The sequence below is a fragment of the Vibrio sp. YYF0003 genome, from assembly GCF_036350715.1.
In the GTDB taxonomy this organism is placed as follows: domain Bacteria; phylum Pseudomonadota; class Gammaproteobacteria; order Enterobacterales; family Vibrionaceae; genus Vibrio; species Vibrio natriegens.
The window spans coordinates 878,346-897,663 of sequence record NZ_JAZDWA010000001.1; the positions used below are offsets into that span (position 1 = coordinate 878,346).

Annotated in this window: 13 protein-coding genes; 10 read left to right on the forward strand and 3 right to left on the reverse strand. The window is 47.2% G+C overall.

Annotated elements, in window-relative coordinates:
• Nucleotides 1-21 precede the first annotated feature (21 nt).
• The 5 genes from arsB (at nucleotide 22) to V1U08_RS03890 (ending at nucleotide 5,283) form a co-directional block, all read left to right on the forward strand.
• Nucleotides 22-1,077: an ACR3 family arsenite efflux transporter gene (arsB, locus tag V1U08_RS03870; RefSeq protein ID WP_065301366.1), complete on the forward strand. Its 1,056-nt coding sequence runs from the start codon at nucleotides 22-24 to the stop codon at nucleotides 1,075-1,077.
• A gap of 107 nt (nucleotides 1,078-1,184) precedes the next feature.
• The gene (locus V1U08_RS03875) at nucleotides 1,185-1,976 is read left to right on the forward strand and encodes a PhzF family phenazine biosynthesis protein (RefSeq protein WP_330469964.1); all 792 of its coding nucleotides are present in this window, start codon (nucleotides 1,185-1,187) and stop codon (nucleotides 1,974-1,976) included.
• 331 nt (nucleotides 1,977-2,307) lie between these two features.
• Nucleotides 2,308-3,255, forward strand: coding sequence for an HlyD family secretion protein (locus V1U08_RS03880; protein WP_118121060.1), 948 nt, complete (start codon nucleotides 2,308-2,310; stop codon nucleotides 3,253-3,255).
• Nucleotides 3,256-3,259: 4 nt separating this feature from the next.
• Entirely contained in the window at nucleotides 3,260-4,186 is a 927-nt protein-coding gene (locus tag V1U08_RS03885) for an ABC transporter ATP-binding protein (RefSeq protein WP_330469965.1), read from the forward strand.
• Complete coding sequence (locus V1U08_RS03890) at nucleotides 4,183-5,283, forward strand: ABC transporter permease (RefSeq protein ID WP_014234676.1); 1,101 nt, start codon at nucleotides 4,183-4,185, stop codon at nucleotides 5,281-5,283. The genes V1U08_RS03885 and V1U08_RS03890 overlap by 4 nt, the downstream gene beginning before the upstream one ends.
• Nucleotides 5,284-5,308: 25 nt before the next feature.
• On the opposite strand, the gene V1U08_RS03895 is transcribed toward V1U08_RS03890, so the two are convergent.
• Nucleotides 5,309-5,680 (reverse strand): hypothetical protein, encoded by a 372-nt coding sequence (locus V1U08_RS03895; protein WP_014234677.1) that lies wholly within the window; start codon nucleotides 5,678-5,680, stop codon nucleotides 5,309-5,311.
• Between the two features lie 224 nt (nucleotides 5,681-5,904).
• Nucleotides 5,905-10,173: a formate dehydrogenase subunit alpha gene (gene fdhF / locus V1U08_RS03900; RefSeq protein ID WP_330469966.1), complete on the reverse strand. Its 4,269-nt coding sequence runs from the start codon at nucleotides 10,171-10,173 to the stop codon at nucleotides 5,905-5,907.
• Nucleotides 10,174-10,362: 189 nt separating this feature from the next.
• Here fdhF and V1U08_RS03905 point away from each other — a divergent pair, with 189 nt between their 5' ends.
• The 5 genes from V1U08_RS03905 to copI all read left to right on the forward strand — a co-directional run bounded on the left by V1U08_RS03905 (nucleotide 10,363) and on the right by copI (nucleotide 17,864).
• On the forward strand, nucleotides 10,363-10,758 hold the full coding sequence (locus V1U08_RS03905; RefSeq protein WP_329353873.1) for a hypothetical protein: 396 nt from the start codon (nucleotides 10,363-10,365) through the stop codon (nucleotides 10,756-10,758).
• Nucleotides 10,759-11,055: 297 nt separating this feature from the next.
• Nucleotides 11,056-12,372 (forward strand): TolC family protein, encoded by a 1,317-nt coding sequence (locus tag V1U08_RS03910; RefSeq protein WP_231113103.1) that lies wholly within the window; start codon nucleotides 11,056-11,058, stop codon nucleotides 12,370-12,372.
• Nucleotides 12,373-12,374: 2 nt separating this feature from the next.
• Nucleotides 12,375-14,090, forward strand: a complete 1,716-nt coding sequence (locus V1U08_RS03915) for an efflux RND transporter periplasmic adaptor subunit (RefSeq protein ID WP_330469967.1) — start codon at nucleotides 12,375-12,377, stop codon at nucleotides 14,088-14,090.
• 2 nt (nucleotides 14,091-14,092) lie between these two features.
• Nucleotides 14,093-17,233, forward strand: coding sequence for an efflux RND transporter permease subunit (locus V1U08_RS03920; RefSeq protein ID WP_330469968.1), 3,141 nt, complete (start codon nucleotides 14,093-14,095; stop codon nucleotides 17,231-17,233).
• A 64-nt stretch (nucleotides 17,234-17,297) separates the two neighbouring features.
• Nucleotides 17,298-17,864, forward strand: coding sequence for a copper-resistant cuproprotein CopI (copI, locus tag V1U08_RS03925; RefSeq protein ID WP_014234682.1), 567 nt, complete (start codon nucleotides 17,298-17,300; stop codon nucleotides 17,862-17,864).
• A gap of 72 nt (nucleotides 17,865-17,936) precedes the next feature.
• Here copI and V1U08_RS03930 read toward each other — a convergent pair whose 3' ends face one another.
• Nucleotides 17,937-19,271, reverse strand: a complete 1,335-nt coding sequence (locus tag V1U08_RS03930; RefSeq protein ID WP_330469969.1) for a ferredoxin reductase family protein — start codon at nucleotides 19,269-19,271, stop codon at nucleotides 17,937-17,939.
• Between the last annotated feature and the right edge of the window lie 47 nt (nucleotides 19,272-19,318).

The window sequence follows — 19,318 nt, forward strand, 5'->3', positions numbered from 1 at the left end:
ACGATATACGAGGAAGACACGATGACCACTGAAGTTTTAAGTAGTGCCAGTAATAAAATGAGTTTTCTGGATCGATACCTCACAGTATGGATCTTCGTCGCAATGGCAATTGGTGTCGCTATCGGTGCCGTTTTCCCTCAAGTAGCCGAGTGGAACGAAGCCATGTCAGTCGGCAGTACCAACATACCACTGGCTATTGGCTTGATCCTGATGATGTACCCGCCACTGGCGAAAGTTGACTACGGCTTGCTGGGTACGGTGACGAGAGACAAAAAAGCCATCACACTTTCATTAATAATGAACTGGATTGTTGGTCCGATTCTGATGTTCATTCTTGCGCTGACATTCCTTGGCGATCATCCAGGCTATATGGTTGGGATAATCCTGATTGGTCTTGCTCGTTGCATCGCTATGGTTCTGGTGTGGAACGACATCGGCGGCGGTAACAAAGAGTATGGGGCCGCGTTGGTCGCATTGAACAGTGCTTTTCAAATTCTGACTTATAGCGTGATGGCATGGCTGTTTATTACGGTACTGCCACCCTATTTTGGCTATGAAGGTTTCATCGTTGATATCTCTATGGGAGATATTGCTGAAAGCGTTCTGATTTACCTTGGCATCCCTTTTCTCGCTGGCTTTCTCAGCCGTAAGTGGCTGGTTGCAGCTAAGGGTGAGCAATGGTACAAAGACGAGTTCATTCCGCGAATTTCACCGATCACGTTAGTCGCTCTGCTTGCAACCATTGTTTTGATGTTCAGCTTAAAAGGTGAAATGATTTTAGAGCTTCCTATGGATGTATTCCGAGTCGCAATTCCACTGGCTATTTACTTCGTATTGATGTTTTTTGTTAGCTTCTTTATCGGTAAAAAAATCGGTCTTCCATACGACAAAAATGCTTCTATTGCTTATACAGCGACTGGTAACAACTTCGAACTCGCTATCGCAGTTTCTATTGCGGTATTTGGTTTAAATTCAGACCAAGCGTTCGCTGGTGTGATTGGCCCACTGATTGAGGTGCCCGTGTTAATCGCGTTGGTTAACGTCGCACTCCGAATGAAAGCCAAATACACAAGCTAATTAGAAAATTTAAACTGATATCCTTCAAAACGCCTTCCCTTTTCGGAAGGCGTTTCAGTATAGTGAGTATGAAACTTCGTTTGAGCTCGTGGAAAAAGGGAAAATAAATGGAATTAGATATTTATGTTGTAGACGCATTCACAGATGCACAATTTAAAGGCAACTCTGCCGCTGTCGTCCCTGTTACTGAATGGTTAGCAACTGAGCTCATGCAAAATATCGCAGCTGAGAATAACCTCTCTGAGACCGCATTTCTCAAACAGATTAACGAGAATCAATATGAAATCCGCTGGTTCTCGCCACTGACAGAAATTGACTTTTGTGGCCACGCAACACTTGCTTCAGCCATGGTTTTATTCGACCAACTCAATGTCGACGGTACTATCGAATTTCACACACTAAATGTCGGTAAACTCAGTGTTGTGAAAAATGCTTTGGGCAAGATCGAAATGACCTTCCCTGCCCGACCACCTGAACCAGTCAGCACTATTCCTACACAACTGATAGAAGGACTGAATTGCAAAGTAGACCGAGTGCTATTAAGCCCGCAAGCGTACTTTGTCATATTGGAAAACCAACAAGAAGTGCTGGACGTTCAATATCAATCTGAGCAGCTTAAACAACTTGCTCCTTATGACGTCGTCGTTACCGCCAAAGGCACTGATTATGACTTTGTTTCGCGCTACTTTTGGCCTGCTAACGGTGGTGACGAAGATCCGGTAACGGGTTCTATACACGCAGGACTCGCGCCATTTTGGGCAGAGGAGCTTGGCAAGACCTCACTTGTTGCCTATCAAGCCTCGGCTCGAGGTGGCGTATTGCACTGCCAAGTAAACGATAACAGCGTTGAAGTTTCCGGTGATGGTGTGCTTTACCTGAAAGGAAAAATTTTCGTTTAACGTAACGACAATAAACAATCTAAATACAGCCCAGCCGCGGTTGGGCTTTGTTCTCAAAAGACGTTATATCGACAGCCGATTAATTGCTGGCTTACTCACTAACCGCACCTGCGGATACATCATAAAGAAGTACAAAACTCGATCATGCTCTCGATTCTGCACACTAACCTCTTGGCATTTCAGTTGCGAACCTAAGCCTCTAAATTTTAAAAGAATAGTTTCTTCATTCCATGCTAAGCTGTAGTAAAGCTCGTTCACTGCTGAAATGTATCCAGTAATTTCAGAGCATCAAAATGACTTGTCTAAACATCTTTCAGGGAAGCACCGCACTATGAAGCGAATTATCTTTGGCACCTTAATTATTGCTCTACTGACTGCATGTTCAAAAGACAACACACATCAGGCACTTGGAACACTAGAGCGTGACCGTGTCACTTTCACCGCAACTTCAAATGAGATAATTCGCGCTCTACCCGTCAAGGAAGGCAGCCAAGTCAGTGAAGGTGAAGTCCTTGTGCAACTGGATACCAAGAACCAACAAGCGGTGCTCGCTCATACAGTAGCCGAGCAAGCCAAAGCCGAAGCTTATCTCTTGAAGTTAACTAACGGTGAGCGTCCTGAAGACATCGCTGCCGCCTCGGCAAAAGTCGCAAGAGCCGAAGCGCAACTCACAGAAGCGCAGAAAAGCTACCAGCGCACAGTCGAACTGGTACGCAAGAAGCTTATCAGCCAATCGGAGAAAGACTCCGCACTGGCGGCAAGAGATTCAGCTCGGGCTGAGTTGAACTCCGCCAAAGAAGAGTTCAGCAAACTCACTGCCGGCTCTCGGCCTGAAGATATTGATCAGGCTAAAGCGGAATTGATGGCAGCGAAAGCAGATGTTGCGTTGCAAGAGCAGAAACTGGCAGAACTGACCATTACCGCCACACGCGATGGAACGTTGGATAACTTACCCTACAACCTTGGGGAGCGAGTGCCAGTGAATGGTATCGTTGCGGTAATACAAGCGAGCAGGGTCCCCTACGCCCGAGTTTACGTTCCTGCTAAATTTCGTCTTAGTTTTGTCCCAGGAAAAACCGTTACGGTTAACGTGGATGGGCTGGCAAGTCCTTTACAGGGAACCGTACGCTGGGTAGCTACCGAGCCGTCATTTACGCCTTATTTCGCGCTCACAGAAGAAGAACGTTCGCGTTTGATGTACCTGGCTGAAGTCGATTTACCTGAGTCGGCAAAATCGCTGCCTTCTGGTGTGCCAGCTCAAGTTGACCTAGTGGAGTAACGCGATGACGGAATACGCCATTCAGGCTAAGAATGTTGTCAAGAAATTCGGTAATTTCACGGCGATCAACGACATCACACTGAACGTTCCCAAGGGCTCTATCTACGGCTTTTTAGGTCCGAATGGCTGCGGTAAGTCGACGACTATTCGTGTACTGACAGGTTTGCTCAGCCCTACGGAAGGCAACGTCGATGTTCTCGGGCTGGAGATTCCTAGGCAGTCCGAAATGCTGCGGCTCAAGATCGGTTATATGACTCAGAAATTTTCGCTTTATGACGATCTCTCGGTTCAAGAAAACCTCGAATTTATTGGCCAAATTTTTGGTCTGGGTAGCAAAGCGCTTAAAACCCGGATTGAAGAACAATTGAGAACCTATGGGTTAGATCAGCTACGAAAGCAACGAGTCAGCGGCATGAGTGGCGGGCAAAAACAGCGTCTTTCTCTTGCTGCTGCAACAATGCATAACCCCGAACTTCTGTTTCTTGATGAGCCTACCTCCGCCGTCGATCCTGAAAACCGACGTGAGTTTTGGGAGCAGTTGTTTGATTTATGCGACCAAGGCACCACCATTTTAGTAACCACACATTACATGGACGAAGCCGAACGTTGTCATCGCCTCGCTATTATGGAATCAGGTGAAATTCGTGCCGATGGCGAGCCGGAACAGTTGATGGAAAATATGGGCGTGAACATTATTGAAGTCAAATCAGACAAACTGCGTGAGTTAAAAGAAAAACTCCTTCAACGTGATGAGGTTCGTTCTGCCGCTCAGCTGGGGATTCGTTTGCGCATTCTGATCCACCAGCATGTTGAGCATCCAATAAATTGGCTCAAACAGACATTTCCGGAATTAGAACATGCCGAAATGAATCATGCACGACCAAGTCTGGAAGATGTCTTCGTCACTGTAACAGGGAAAGGTCGCCAATGATCAAGCCAATAGCCCGAATGAAAGCCGTGATGATCAAGGAAATTCGTCAACTTTCCCGAGATAGGATCACCTTTGGCATGGTCGTGATGATCCCGCTTATTCAGTTACTGTTGTTCGGGTTCGCAATCAATACGGATATTCGCAATATTCCGGTTGGTGTCGTCGATCAAAGTGGCAGTACGGCCGGGCGTATCATTGCTCAGTCTGTGGAAGTCACTCAGGTTGTCGATATCAAAGAGACCTATGCCACTGCTCAAGAAGCAGAGCAAGCCATCCAGGACGGGCTTGTGCGAGCAGTGCTGATTTTACCGAGCGACCTTACGCAACGCATGATGCAAGGGCGCGAACTGGGCCAATGGATCGTCGATGGTTCAGATACCATGATCAGCTCAGCGATATTGTCGCTGCAAACCATGCCTCTCACAGACTTTGACTTCGAGATCCGATCCAGACCAACCAAAACGTTTGAGGTTGCGCTTTACTACAACCCTAGCCGCCGTTCTGCGGTAAACATTGTTCCGGGATTACTCGGCGTCATTCTCACCATGACGATGATCTTATTTACCAGTGCGGCTATTGTTCGGGAACGAGAACGAGGTAACTTAGAACTTCTCATCACGACACCAATCCACTCTATTGAGTTGATGATTGCGAAGATCGTGCCTTATATCTTCGTCGGCTTGATTCAAGTCTTTATCATTTTAGGTCTCGGCCATTGGATTTTTGGCGTTCCCATCAACGGTGCCATCAGCCAAATGCTGTTTGGGACATTGCTCTTTATCGCGGCGAGTCTGACCCTGGGCCTGATGATATCCACCATCGCAAAAACACAGCTTCAAGCCATGCAGATGACCGTGTTTATTCTGCTGCCATCCATTCTGTTGTCTGGTTTTATGTTTCCCTATGAAGGAATGCCAGTGGCGGCACAATGGATATCGGAAGTGCTTCCCGCTACCCACTTCATGAGAATGATTAGAGGGATTGTGCTACGTGGTGCGGACTTATTCGATTTATGGCGAGATACGTTATGGCTAGTCGGATTTACCATACTCGGTCTCTTAGTTGCTTCTCTCAGGTTTAAGAAGTCGCTCGATTAACAGCTTACCAAAAGCTGTGCATCGTTTAATAGTACTCGCCCATAGAGCAGTCACGTATTTGAGAAATTGTGTAGTTATTTAAAGAGTCTATCTTAAAATCAAACACAACTTCTTTACAGACCATGCCTTGGCGATCGCTGTAGGTGATAAAGCCTTCACTATAGGCTCGATTGCCATCGGAAGATTTGATTTGTGCTGCAAGCTCTAAGTAACCTTTGTGTGCATCAACTCGGTTCATCACTTCGAACGCATCCAGCCATTCTTCTCGATTTGCCATCTTAAGTAGCATTGATTCGGCTTGAGATTCCAACTGCTTTGGGTACACATAAAATCGGTTGTATCCAAAATATGCGCACATCAATAAAAAAACGACTGCTAATGAGGTTGTTCTTGTCATGCAAGTGCCTCTTGTTGTTATAAAAACTCAACGTTGTAGTCTGAGTATAGGAGCTCAGCAAATTTTAGGTTATAGAACTTGCCTGAATAACAGAGGGCCGTCAGAAACAGTCAATTCTCTGACAATCTCGCGTCCAATTCACATAAAAAAGGGCAGGGATCATATTATGATTCCTGCCCATTTCTTTTCGAGGCTCAATGCGAAGCCCGTTTTATCCTGTCTGCCTAATCCGTATGTACGTGTTCGGTAGTTATACTCTCAGTCTTAACGGGTTCTACTATTTCAACTTTTACCGCCGCAACCTTAAATTCTGGGATTTTCGCATGCGGATCCGTTGCCGTAGTTGTTAAGCGGTTAACTGGCGATTCAACAAAGTGGAAAGGAATAAACACCACCCCTTTTTGCATTCTCTTGGTTACAAACGCATCAATTTCGATATGACCACGACGTGTCGATATTTTCAGGCGCTGACCATTGCTGATCCCCAAAGCTTCGGCATCTTCGACGCTGATCATAGCTCTCGGTCCCGCAAGATTATCCAACCCTTTCGTTTTTCTCGTCATGGTCCCGGTATGGAACTGCTCCAGCACTCGGCCAGTTGTCAGTACCAAAGGATACTCTTCATCTGGAAGTTCAGCCGCATACCGGAACGGAATGCCGACCATTTGCCCTTTACCACGGGTAAACTGGGTTTGGTGCATGATTCGCGTGCCGTTCGGGTTATTCTTGTTGCTCGGCCATTGCACACCATTTGGCGTGATAGCGTCCCAACGTAAACCCGCATACTGAGGCGTCACACGAGCAATCTCGCTGGTAATTTCAGACACGCAGTTATATTTCCAGTCACTGCCCATCGCGTTAGCCAGCTCTTGAATGATCCACCAATCCTCTTTGGCCTCTCCCGGAGCGGTAACAACAGCATTCACACGCTGTACCCGACGCTCAGTGTTAGTGAAATGCCCTGATTTTTCAGCAAATGAGCAAGAAGGCAGAACCACATCGGCATACTGCGCCGTTTCAGTAAGGAAGATATCCTGCACAACCAAGAAATCCAGTGCCTCTAAGCCTTCAATGCCATGCGCTTGGTTTGGGTCACTCAATACTGGGTTTTCACCCATGATGTACATGCCTCGAACTTCTCGTTTGCATGCGGCATCAATAATTTCAGTCAAAGTTAACCCTTGCTCTGCCGACAAATCGGGCGCATTCCATTCTATGGCAAACTTTTGTCGTACCATTGGGTTATAGACTTTTTGATAGCCCGGATAACAGTTTGGCAATGCCCCCATGTCGCACGCCCCTTGCACGTTTGACTGACCGCGCAATGGGTTGATGCCTCCACCTTCGATACCAATGTTTCCACACAACAATTGCAGGTTAGCAATCGAACGAACGTTATCATGCCCGGTGGTATGCTGCGTAATCCCCATCGAATAATACACAGCCGTGCGCTTGGCAGTCCCAATCATACGTGCCATGGCGAAAATATCGTCGGCTTTCACACCCGTGACCAGTTCTACTTTGTCCAGGTTGTAAGCGGGTGACATCACTTCTTGCAGTAAGGTATCAAAGCCATCAACTCGCTCTTCAATGTACTCCTGATCAAACCAGCCATTCTTAATAATCAGCTGCATTACGCCATTTAGCAGCATGACATCCGTACCCGGACGATGTGCTAAATAAAGCTCTGCGTGCTCAACAATATCGACACGTTTTGGATCAGCCACCACCAGACGTGCACCATGATGACGAATAGCTTGCTTGATATGAGATGCGATGATTGGATGCGCAGAAGTGGTGTCTGAACCGATAATAAAAATCACATCCGAGTGTTTGATACTCGGAATATCATTGGTCATTGCCCCACTGCCTAATGAGGCTTCCAGCCCAGTGACGCTTGATGCATGACAAAGTCTCGCGCAATGGTCAACGTTATTGGTACCGAGTTCGCGGCGAATGAATTTCTGAAACGCGTAATTGTCTTCGTTGGTGGTTTTTGCTGAAGAGAAACCCGCCAGCGCATTGCTGCCAAAATCTTGTTTTATAGACGTAAACTTAGACGCGACTAATTGAATAGCTTCTTCCCAACTTGCTGGTTGCAGCCATCCATCTTTACGAATAAGCGGCGTGGTTAACCGCTCTTCGCTGCCAATGAAGTCAAAACCAAAGCGCCCTTTTACGCACAACATACCTTGGTTAACCGGTGAGTCAGCACCTTTGACATAGCGAATTTTATTCTCTGCCTCGTCAACAAACATGGTTAACTTACAGCCGACACCGCAGTAGGTACAGATAGTGTCAACGGCTTTCAAATCCTCAGTTCGGCCTTGTGAGCGATCACGGCTGTCTACCATTGCACCCGTTGGACACGCTTGTACACACGCACCACATTGCACACACTTGGAATCACCCATTAGCGTTAAACCACTAGGCTTATTCCCTTTTTGTTCTGAACGGAATCGAGGTCGATCATCCGGTCTCAGTGCCGGACGGCCATTAGCATCGCTCACAAAACTGAGCACGCCATGAACGGCTTGCTCCCGACATGCCTGAATACACTGACCACAACTGATACAGCGGTTGGCATCGAATTCAATAAACTCCGAACTTCGGTCAACTTCGTATTTATGGCGAAGATCTTTAGCTCGCAGGTCAAGCCACCCTTGATGATCGACGACATTGGTTGCTTTAGCTTGTAAGGAATCACCGAATTTCTGCTCAGCTTGATATTCCGTTGAATAATCTCGTAAGGCACAGTCTGTGTTCGCCTGACAGCCACATTCAAGACAACGTGCCGCTTCTTTCATTGCCTCTTCATTGTCAAATCCGAGTTCAACTTCGGCAAAGCTCTGCTCACGCTGTTCTGGGGTTAACTCCGGCATGATCGTACGAGCGACTTTTTGGATATTTTCAAAGTGAAGCGGATCAACTTGCGACAATTTTTGCTCTTTACGAGAGTTAAAAGCCGGTGTTGGCATATCTGCCATGTCGCCATTCAGGAACAGATCAATCGCTTTTGCGGCAACTCGTCCATCTCCAACCGCTTCTACCGCTGTCGCAGGCCCGCGGCGGAAATCGCCAATACTGAAAATATTGCCTGTACCGGTATGCATGGTTTGCGCGTCAGATTCCGAAGTGTTCCAACGAGTTACGGGAATCGACAACGCATCGTTGTCTAAAAAACTTAAATCTGGCTTTTGAGACACTGCAGCGATCACCGTATCAAACGCTTCGGTGAAGAACTCCCCTGTCGGTTTTGGGCTGCGACGACCTGATGAATCTGGTTGCCCCAGAGCCATTCGTTCTAAACGAACGGCATGAACGCGCCCGTTTTCATCCGCTAAATTTTCCGCAGGATTGGTCAGAAAGTGGAACTTCACGCCTTCGTGTTCAGCTTCAACAATTTCGTAGTCTTCCGCTGGCATTTCGTCTCGAGTTCGACGGTAAATCAGCGTTGTATCAGCCCCTGCTCGTCGCGCCGTTCGGGCACAATCGATCGCGGTGTTACCACCACCAATAACCGCCACTTTTTTACCAGTAACATAGCGTTGTTCGGTCACGTAGTCTTTGAGGTAATCTACCCCCAGGTAGCAACCTTCTAGGTCACTCCCCGGATAGTTCATCTCCACCGCTTGAGATGCACCGACAGCCAAACACACTGCGTCATAATCTTCAGTTAATTGGGAGAGCGTAAAGTCAACGCCAAGCTTTTTATTGGTGTTGATCTGCATGCCATTGCGACACATCAGTTCGATTTCTTTATCCAGAATGTCCTTTGGAAGGCGATATTCCGGAATGCCATAGCGTAGCCACCCGCCCGCTTTCGGCATCGACTCAAAGACTGTAACGTCATAGCCTTCGTTAGAAAGATAATAGCCGGTGGTTAATCCCCCCGGGCCACTGCCTACCACCGCGATTCTAAGGTTCTTGGTCGGCTTTTTCTCCGGTACGTAAGCGCCATAAGAAGCCAAATCGGTGTCTGCCGCGTGACGCTTAAGTTGACGAATGGCAATAGGCTCATCGACTAAAGAACGGCGGCATTCACTTTCACAAAAGGCCGGACAAACACGTCCAATTGATAGCGGCATTGGCAGCGTTTTTTTGATCACTTCAATCGCTTTTTGGTGATCATTCTGTGAGATAAGGTAGAGGTAAGACTGAATATCGACACCAGCGGGACAAGCCGTTTTACACGGAGCTTCGCAGTCAGCGTAATGGTCCGTCATAATTCGGTTAAGGGCTTTTCTTCGGTGTTCACTGAGTTGCTCTGACTGGGTAACGGCGTTAAGTCCTCGATAGACTTCGAGCTCACACGCTCGTTTGGTACCACCACTTTCTATCTCAACGACACATAAGTCACATGGCACTTTCTCGTTACTTTTGTTCATGCCGCAAAGCGACGGGATTTCCACCCCACATACTTTTGCCGCTTCAAGAAGAGTTTGCCCTTCTTCTACAATTCGATACTTCCCGTCGATGATAATTTCGATCATACGCTACCCTGAGCTAGCCACTTAACCCTTACTTAATTTAAGGATAAATCCTACCGCGGGAAGTTCATGTGACAAAATGCTCACTAACTACATTTTTATTGTCAAATATTAACTATTGACTTTCCCCCTAGGGTAACCTTTACTATTCAAGGGTTATTAACGAGATACATTCATTTTACTGGAACGAGTATGCACCTTAAATCCTGGCATACAATTTGGTTGACTCTGCTGACAACGCTGATCCTTTTGGTATCGAGCGTGGTAAACAGTGCACCACTAATGAACCTAAAAATGATGTCAGATCAGACAATCACTCAGCAAGATGAGCACTGTGGGTCACACAGTATGGATATGAGTATGGCGATGTCTCATAGCTCAGCCCCTTCCGACATACCAATGAGCTGTGCGGACAACTCGGGTATGGTTCATAACTGCTGTACAACGTCCTGTTCGTTTGTTTTTGTTTCACTACCCGTTCCCGAAAACAGACTTTCTCCGCTGGCACAAAGAGCCTCCTTCAATATTGAGAACCATGACCCTGTCGTACAAGTCAGTCACGATCTCTACCGACCTCCTATCGTTTAATTCAATAAAAGCATTCGACCCTGCTTAACCTTGCAGGTTGTTTAATTGCGCCCGACGATTGGTCTATTTACTCAAATAACACCTTACGATCTCAGATTATTTGTATCGTCAAAGAGCTGAAGTAATCACAACGTCCAAACGTCCGGCAATCACCAGCTTTCGCATCGATTCACACTATTTGTGCGTTTACGAGCAAGTCTGGTATTAATTTGGATGAAAACGATGGAATTCACCCCAAATCACTTAGTGACATCAATAGGCTCACTAGCCCTGATTGCTTTGCCTGCATTTAATGTGATGGCACAAACGCCCTCACACGAAAAAGCAGTCAATGTATCTCAAGCACAATCGACCCAAGAACTGGCAAAGCTGATTAATATTGCCCTTGAAAACGATGGCAATCGCAAACAGTTCTTTGCTCAATCGGAAGCCATGCGTGAGACCGGCATTGCAAGCGCGACGCTAATGGATCCGAAACTAAAAGTGGGTGTTGGCGGACTACCTGTCGACAGTTTTAAGTTCGACGAAGACCCGATGACTAATATCTCAGTTGGTCTAATGCAGCAGTTTGAGCGCGGTTCTACCCTCGACCTTCAACAGAAGAAAGCTAACCAACAAGCGGATGGTTTATCTCTGCAAGTGCATGCAAGAGAGCTGGATATAGCGAATAACATGACTCAACTCTGGCTTGAGCTTGGCTATCAACAACAAGCAGAACAGATCATGTTAGAAAACCGCCGCTTGATGAAGGAAATGGAGAACTTCATACAAACCAATTACTCAATTGGCAAAAGCGAAGCTCAGGACCTCCTTAACGCACAGCTGCAAGTAAGCAAGCTGGATGAAAAGTTACAGGCTAATGCTCAAATGCAGCGACGTTTGGTAGCCCAGCTTTCTGAATGGCTAGGCTCTGACTGGTTGATTAATCATTCTCAACAAGGTACTCCATCGCTACAAGCCAGCAACCAACTTAACTGGAATAATCTAAATCAGGCCCTCTCCTCTGGGGCTGATTCTACGCAGCACTATCAACTACTTAGCCAGCACCCAATGGTGAAAATGGCCGATGTCAGCATTTCAACTAATGAAACTCAGGTTGAAATTGCCGAGCAAGCTTATAGTCCGCAGTTTGGTGTCGAAGTTGCCTATGCCTATCGCCAGTCAAACAACATGAAAGGTGAGCCGGCTTCAGATTTAGTCAGTGCGTATTTAACGATGGATATTCCGCTATTCACTGGCAATCGCCAAGATAAAAACCTCGCAGCGGCGCAGTATCAGGTAGGAGCAGCGCGCTCACAGAAAGACACATTACTGACGCAAATGAACGCCAAAGTGAACACGCTTTTGGTCGACCGCAGCAACTTAAGCCAACGCCTGGAGCGTTATCAAACCACTTTACTTCCTCAGGTCAAAGCTCGGATTCGGGCAGTGGAACGGGGATACCAAAATAACACCGCGCAATTCAACGATGTGATTTTGGCCAGTACCGATGAGCTTGCTCTGCAGCTCGAGCAACAACGTTTGATCACTGATTTAAATATCGTCAATAGCAACTTGGCAACCTTACTAGGTGGTTTTGAATATCAAGTATCAGCACCGGAATTAAGGAAGTAACAATGAGTTCGAATTCTATCAAAATCGCCACCATCGCTTTAATAGTAGGTGGGGCTTTAGGCTTTGGTTTCAGCCATTTTAATCCGAGTGCCAATCATGAACTAATGGCGGCTGAGGATAGTGCGTCAAATAGCTCAAACGATCCGCTCTACTGGGTCGCCCCGATGGATCCTAACTACAAACGAGATAAACCGGGCAAGTCACCAATGGGGATGGATTTGATTCCTGTTTATGCTGAAGATCTCGCCGGAGCACAAGATAAGCCTGGCACGGTCACCATTGACCCTTCTGTCGAAAACAATCTTGGGGTTAAAACCGCTCAAGTTTCAGTAGAGAAGTTATCACCGCGTATTGAGACCGTTGGTTACATTGCCTTCGATGAGAGTAAGTTATGGCAAACTAACGTTCGTGTTGCTGGTTGGGTTGAAAAGCTCTACATCAACGCCGTTGGTGAAAAAGTAAGTAAAGGTGACGTGCTATTCACACTCTACTCGCCTGAACTGGTTAAAGCTCAGGAAGAGCTGCTCAACGCGTACCGTACTGGCCGCAGTGGCTTAGTCAAAGGCGCGACTGAACGTTTGGTCACGCTTGGTGTCGATCGCTCGCAAATCAAAGCCATAACTCAGCGCGGCAAAGCTTCCCAAACCATCGCAATTAAAGCGCCAGACGACGGTATTATCGCCAGCTTAAATGTGCGCGAAGGCGGTTACTTATCACCTGCTCAAGCCGTGATTAGCGCTGGTCCACTGGAGAATGTTTGGGTAGATGCAGAAGTGTTTGAGCGTCAGGCTCACTGGATGAAAGCTGGCAGCAATGCAACTATGACGTTAGACGCGATTCCGGGTAAAAACTGGCAAGGTACGGTTGATTACGTCTACCCCATTCTTGATCCAAAAACCCGAACCCTGCGCGTGCGCCTAAAGTTCCCAAACCCTAATGGCGAGCTTAAACCAAACATGTTTGCCAACATTGCGCTACAACCAGTCAGTGACGATGCCGTGCTGACTATTCCTAAGTCTTCCGTTATTCGCTCTGGCGGTATGACCCGAGTTGTCCTCGCTGAAGGCAACGGAAAGTACCGTTCTACCCGAATCAAAGTCGGTCGCGAAGCCGATGACAAAGCCGAGGTATTAGAAGGCCTAAGCCAAGAAGATCGTATTGTTACCTCCGCGCACTTTATGCTGGACTCAGAATCAAGCCAAACGGCCGATCTTTCTCGTATTTCAGCCCCGCGGGCATCCGCTGCGGAAACGGCTTGGGCGAAAGGAGAAATTACCGATGTAATGAAAGACCATCGCATGCTCACCATCAATCATCAACCAGTACCGGAATGGGATTGGCCGGGCATGGTGATGAACTTTACCTTTGCCGACGGCGTGGAAATGCGCGATCTGCAAAAAGGTCAAAACATTGAATTTGAAATGCAGAAAACCGATTCAGGCCAATACGAAATTATTGATTACAAAGCAGATGGCAGTGTCGTTGCTACCGATGTATGGCTTACGGGTGACATCAGCATGCTCATGGCTGACTTTGGCATGATCACGCTAAATCACATGCCTGTTGCAGAATGGAACTGGGATGCGGGTGAAATGAACTTCACAGTAGGTGACGAAGTCAGCTTATCTGGTTTCAAGGAAGGCCAAAAAGTTCGGTTTCTAATCGAGAAGCAAGGCACTGACTACGTATTAAAACAACTCGAAGCGATTGAGGGCTAACTATGATTGGAGCAATAATCCGTTGGTCTATCAACAATCGCTTTATGGTGTTAATCGCCACCTTAGTGGTTGTGCTATCAGGGCTTTACAGCGTAAAGAATACACCTGTTGATGCTATTCCCGATCTTTCTGATGTTCAGGTGATCATAAAAACCAGCTACCCAGGCCAAGCACCGCAAGTCGTTGAAGATCAGGTCACTTACCCGCTTACCACAGCGATGTTGGCCGTCCCGGGCGCAGAAACAGTGCGCGGCTATTCTTTCTTTGGGGATTCGTATGTTTACATCATTTTCAATGATGATACTGACATGTACTGGGCGAGATCCCGTGTTTTAGAATACTTAAGTCAGGTAGCGCCGAAATTGCCGCCAAGTGCAAAACCGACACTAGGTCCGGACGCGACAGGTGTGGGCTGGGTTTACAGCTATGTACTGCAAGACAAAACAGGGCAACACGACCTTGCTGAGCTTCGTAGTTTTCAGGACTGGTTCTTAAAATACGAACTTCAAACCGTTGATGGGGTTTCTGAGGTCGCCACTGTTGGCGGGATGGTCAAACAATACCAAGTCCAGATCGACCCGGCCAAACTGCGCGCGTACAACCTCACTCTGCAGCAAGTCAACATGGCTATCCAGAACGGCAACCAGGAAACGGGGGCGTCCGTTGTGGAAGTGGCAGAAGCGGAACACATGGTTCGCACAACTGGCTACTTAACCAGCATCGAAGATATTGAATCTCTGCCAATCAAAGTGACCGACAAAGGTACGCCGCTCCTACTTGGAGACATCGCAGACATCAATCTCGGCCCGCAAATGCGTCGCGGTATCTCTGAGCTAAATGGTGAAGGGGAAGCCGTCGGCGGCGTGATTGTGATGCGCTACGGTGAAAATGCCAGCGAAGTCATCAGTAAGGTCAAAGAGAAGCTGGATGATTTGCAGCGAAGCCTGCCTGATGGCGTAGAAATCGTATCAACTTACGATCGCTCAACGTTGATCAACGCAGCAGTAGACAACTTATGGAAAAAACTCGCCGAAGAGTTCATCGTGGTAGCGATTGTTTGTGCCTTGTTCTTGTTCCATATCCGCTCTTCTTTAGTCATTGCACTTAGCTTGCCAGTGGGTATTTTGGCTGCCTTTATTGTGATGCACTATCAAGGCATTAATGCCAATATCATGTCACTCGGTGGGATAGCTATTGCCATCGGGGCGATGGTGGACGGCGCAATTGTGATGATAGAAAACGTCCATAAACACATCGAACGGACGCCACTTACAAACAAAAACCGTTGGCAGGTAATTGGTAAAGCAGCCGAAGAAGTGGGTGCTCCCCTATTCTTCTCGCTCCTCATCATTACATTGAGCTTTGTGCCGGTGTTCGCGCTGGAAGGGCAAGAAGGCAAAATGTTCTCGCCTCTCGCCTTTACTAAAACGTACGCGATGGCCTCGGCGGCGGCTTTGGCTATCACGCTAGTGCCAGTATTAATGGGTTACTTTATTCGCGGTAAGGTACTTCCTGAACACAAAAACCCGGTTAACCGCAGCTTGGTGGCACTTTACCGTCCACTGCTGAACCTGAGTTTGAAGTATCCAAAAGCGATGATCGTGCTGGCTCTTGGGCTAATGGCATCGGCCTACTACCCGACCAGTAAACTGGGCAGTGAATTCATTCCGCCTCTGGATGAAGGCGATTTGATGTACATGCCGACCACCTATCCGGGTATATCTATCGGTAAAGCACGTGAATTGCTCCAACAAACCAATAAGTTGATCAAGACCGTACCGGAAGTGAAAACGGTTTGGGGGAAAATTGGTCGTGCAGATACGGCAACCGACCCTGCCCCGCTGACGATGATCGAAACGGTTATTCAATTTAAACCACGTGAAGAATGGCGTGAAGGCGTGACAACAGAATCTTTGCGCAAAGAGTTTGACCAGCTGGTGCAATTCCCTGGATTAACCAACGCCTGGGTTATGCCGATTAAGACTCGTATCGACATGCTGGCAACTGGCATCAAAACCCCAATCGGGATAAAAATCGCCGGCCCTGACCTGAAAGAGATCGAGAAAATTGGTGCGCAAATAGAGCCAATTCTTAATAACGTCTCTGGCACCTCATCGGTTTACGCTGAGCGTGTTGCTGGCGGTCGCTACGTCACCATCGATATCAAACGCCGTGTTGCTGCGCGTTACGGTCTGAATATCAAAGATGTTCAACAGGTGATTTCCACCGCAGTGGGAGGCATGAATGTCGGTGAAACTATCGAAGGTCTGGAACGCTACCCGATCAACGTTCGTTACCCGCAAGACTACCGTGATTCGGTGGTGAAACTGCAGAACCTACCACTAGTAACACCAAACGGTGCACGTATCGCACTCGCTGATGTGGCCGATATCCGCTACGAAGATGGTCCACCGATGATCAAAACAGAAAACGCGCGTCCAAATGGCTGGGTGTTTGTTGATATCGACGGACGAGATCTTGGTTCGTACGTGATTGAAGCACAGCAAGCCGTCGCGGATCAGCTGGTTTTACCTACAGGCTATTCTATTGCTTGGTCGGGGCAGTATGAGTACATGGAACGCGCGAAAGACCGACTCAGTGTGGTCGTGCCGATCACTTTGGTGATCATCATGATGTTGCTCTACTTCAGTTTCCGTCGCATCGGAGAAGTCTTGATCATCATGGCGACGCTGCCATTGGCGATGGTGGGAGGCTTGTGGTTAATGTACAGCCTCAGTTACAACTTCTCGATTGCTGTCGGGGTTGGCTTTATTGCCCTTGCGGGTGTCGCTGTTGAGATTGGGGTCATTATGCTGGTTTACCTCAACCAAGCATGGCACCACAAAAAACTGGATGCAGAAGAAAAACGCCAGCCACTGCGCTTAGATGATTTGACCAATGCGATACGCGAAGGGGCTGGTCTACGTGTGCGTCCAGTGATGATGACCGTACTCACCGTCATTATTGGTCTGATTCCAATCATGTATGGCGACGGTACAGGCTCACAGGTAATGCAACGTATCGCTGCCCCGATGATCGGTGGTATGGCATCTGCCTTACTGCTAACTCTACTGGTACTGCCAGCGATTTTTATGCTCTGGAAACAGCGCGAAGTAAAACCTAACAAAAACACAGAGAAATAAACATAAAGCGCTATGGTTCCGATGACCATAGCGCACTACCTCATTGACGATAAAGGAAACCGATATGAAAAAGACACTGATCACTCTTGCTCTGACCTTAGCCTCTGGCAGTGTATTTGCTCAGATGGATAATTCAACCATGAACCATGACAACATGGATCACGGCTCTATGCCTATGGAACATGCGCAGAACGACAGCATGCCTATGGACCATTCCAACATGGATCATTCTAGTATGGGAGGCATGGTAGCAACGTCTGCCGTCGGCATGCCTGCAAATGGAGCGAAACCGGATAAAGTCGTGCACGTTCTTTTAAGTGATGACATGAAAATCACCTTTAAAAAAGAAGTGAAGATCGAACCCAATGACGTTGTCCAATTTGTGGTGATGAACACGGGTAAAATAAATCATGAGTTCACCATTGGCTCAGCCAAAGAGCAGCTAGAGCACCGTGAAATGATGAAAAACATGTCTGGCAATCATATGCATGATTCTGATAATGCCGTAACGGTTGAACCAGGCAAAGCTAAGCAACTCTTGTGGCACTTCCACGGCGACAACAATGTCGAGTTTGCGTGTAACATCCCGGGCCATGCAGAAGCTGGCATGGTGAAAAAACTGAAGTTATAACCTTCAGTGACGTGACCATCCATAAAACAAAAGGAGCGGATTGCCGCTCCTTTTATTCTTTCAAACGGATTCTTACCTCATCACAAATAGCTCTTCATGATAGTGATGCTCGGTGTCGAATCGATACTCCATCAACTGTTGCTTCAATGCTGAAGAAAATGCTTCAGGCCCGCAGAAATAAAGCTCATAGTCTGCCAAATTACCACACTGCTTAACGATGTGTTGTGCGTTAAGTCTTGGCGAAACCTGAGTATCAATAACACTCAATTCAACGTCCGCGTGATGAGCACAACGCCATAACTCATCCACTAGTTGACTATCCAATCCTCGCGTGCAATAGAATAAATGTACTGGCTGATGCGATTTACGCTCTTTTAATGAAGCGAGTATTGCAAAAAAGACCGCAATACCAACACCACCCGCTATCCAGATCTGAGGTATGGATACATCAAACTCTAATCGACCATAAGGCCCTTCCAGAGTGACTTCATCGCCTGCTTTTACCCTTTCACATAAACCTGTCGTAAAGTCACCTAACTCTTTGATCAAGAAACGTAACTCTGGTTCACCATTAGCGGAGGCGATGGTAAACGGATGCGGGTCTTCATCGCCAAATCGTATATAGGCGAATTGTCCTGCTTTATGCCCCTGCCAAGAATCTGTTGGGGTGAGTACTAATTCCATGACTCGAGCCTGTGGGAAAAAGCGCGTCGATTTCACTTTCATATTGTGACGGTTAACTCGGCCAACTAAACCCAACAAGCTATAGATAGCCGCAGCGCTGCCAATTAAGGCGAATGCGATAGAAATATAGTAAATCGGCTCCCCCCAATAGGCTCGCTTGATCAACAACACAGAGTGAACCGCAATCATCAAATAGACCGCCGCCATCATACGATGCGAGACTTTAAAGGGCTTGTACTTCACGACAGTCCAGAGGGAAATAACAAATAGCACAACTAATAAATAGAAGCCCCATTCGCCAAGACTAAGGCCAACATCACGCAAGTCAACAATCCAGGATTCCAACGCGGTTAAGTTATTCCCACTAGGCCCTTCCCCGGTATGTTTAAGCGGTTTTTCCAGCATTCCAGACTGGACTAACCATTTGGGCACTTGATAAAGCAGCCAATGCACAATGCCTAAACTCACTCCCGAAATACCCAACCACTTATGAACCCGGTAGGCTTTATCCATACCATTCACCCATTTTTCTACAACAGGTAAGCGCAGTGCTAGCACCATAGCAATAGACATTAAGGCGAGTGATACAACACCAGAATACTGAATCAGCGCTGAGCGCCAATAGAAAAACTGAGTTGATGAAAGCAGCTGTGGTTCACTCAAACACCATATGACCGAAACAACTGCAATCACTAGACATATAGAATTCCGTACTGTTTTCATGTTCACTACTCCACCACTGACGACAATTCTAGTTTAGTGCACCTTAC

What these genes read in the sequence shown, in the direction of transcription:
- V1U08_RS03915 (WP_330469967.1), top strand. Translation starts at nt 12,375, where the DNA reads ATGAGTTCGAATTCTATCAAAATCGCCACCATCGCTTTAATAGTAGGT.
- V1U08_RS03895 (WP_014234677.1), bottom strand. Translation starts at nt 5,680, where the DNA reads ATGACAAGAACAACCTCATTAGCAGTCGTTTTTTTATTGATGTGCGCA.
- V1U08_RS03885 (WP_330469965.1), top strand. Translation starts at nt 3,260, where the DNA reads ATGACGGAATACGCCATTCAGGCTAAGAATGTTGTCAAGAAATTCGGT.
- V1U08_RS03890 (WP_014234676.1), top strand. Translation starts at nt 4,183, where the DNA reads ATGATCAAGCCAATAGCCCGAATGAAAGCCGTGATGATCAAGGAAATT.
- arsB (WP_065301366.1), top strand. Translation starts at nt 22, where the DNA reads ATGACCACTGAAGTTTTAAGTAGTGCCAGTAATAAAATGAGTTTTCTG.
- V1U08_RS03910 (WP_231113103.1), top strand. Translation starts at nt 11,056, where the DNA reads ATGGCACAAACGCCCTCACACGAAAAAGCAGTCAATGTATCTCAAGCA.
- copI (WP_014234682.1), top strand. Translation starts at nt 17,298, where the DNA reads ATGAAAAAGACACTGATCACTCTTGCTCTGACCTTAGCCTCTGGCAGT.
- V1U08_RS03905 (WP_329353873.1), top strand. Translation starts at nt 10,363, where the DNA reads ATGCACCTTAAATCCTGGCATACAATTTGGTTGACTCTGCTGACAACG.
- V1U08_RS03880 (WP_118121060.1), top strand. Translation starts at nt 2,308, where the DNA reads ATGAAGCGAATTATCTTTGGCACCTTAATTATTGCTCTACTGACTGCA.
- V1U08_RS03920 (WP_330469968.1), top strand. Translation starts at nt 14,093, where the DNA reads ATGATTGGAGCAATAATCCGTTGGTCTATCAACAATCGCTTTATGGTG.
- fdhF (WP_330469966.1), bottom strand. Translation starts at nt 10,173, where the DNA reads ATGATCGAAATTATCATCGACGGGAAGTATCGAATTGTAGAAGAAGGG.
- V1U08_RS03930 (WP_330469969.1), bottom strand. Translation starts at nt 19,271, where the DNA reads ATGAAAACAGTACGGAATTCTATATGTCTAGTGATTGCAGTTGTTTCG.
- V1U08_RS03875 (WP_330469964.1), top strand. Translation starts at nt 1,185, where the DNA reads ATGGAATTAGATATTTATGTTGTAGACGCATTCACAGATGCACAATTT.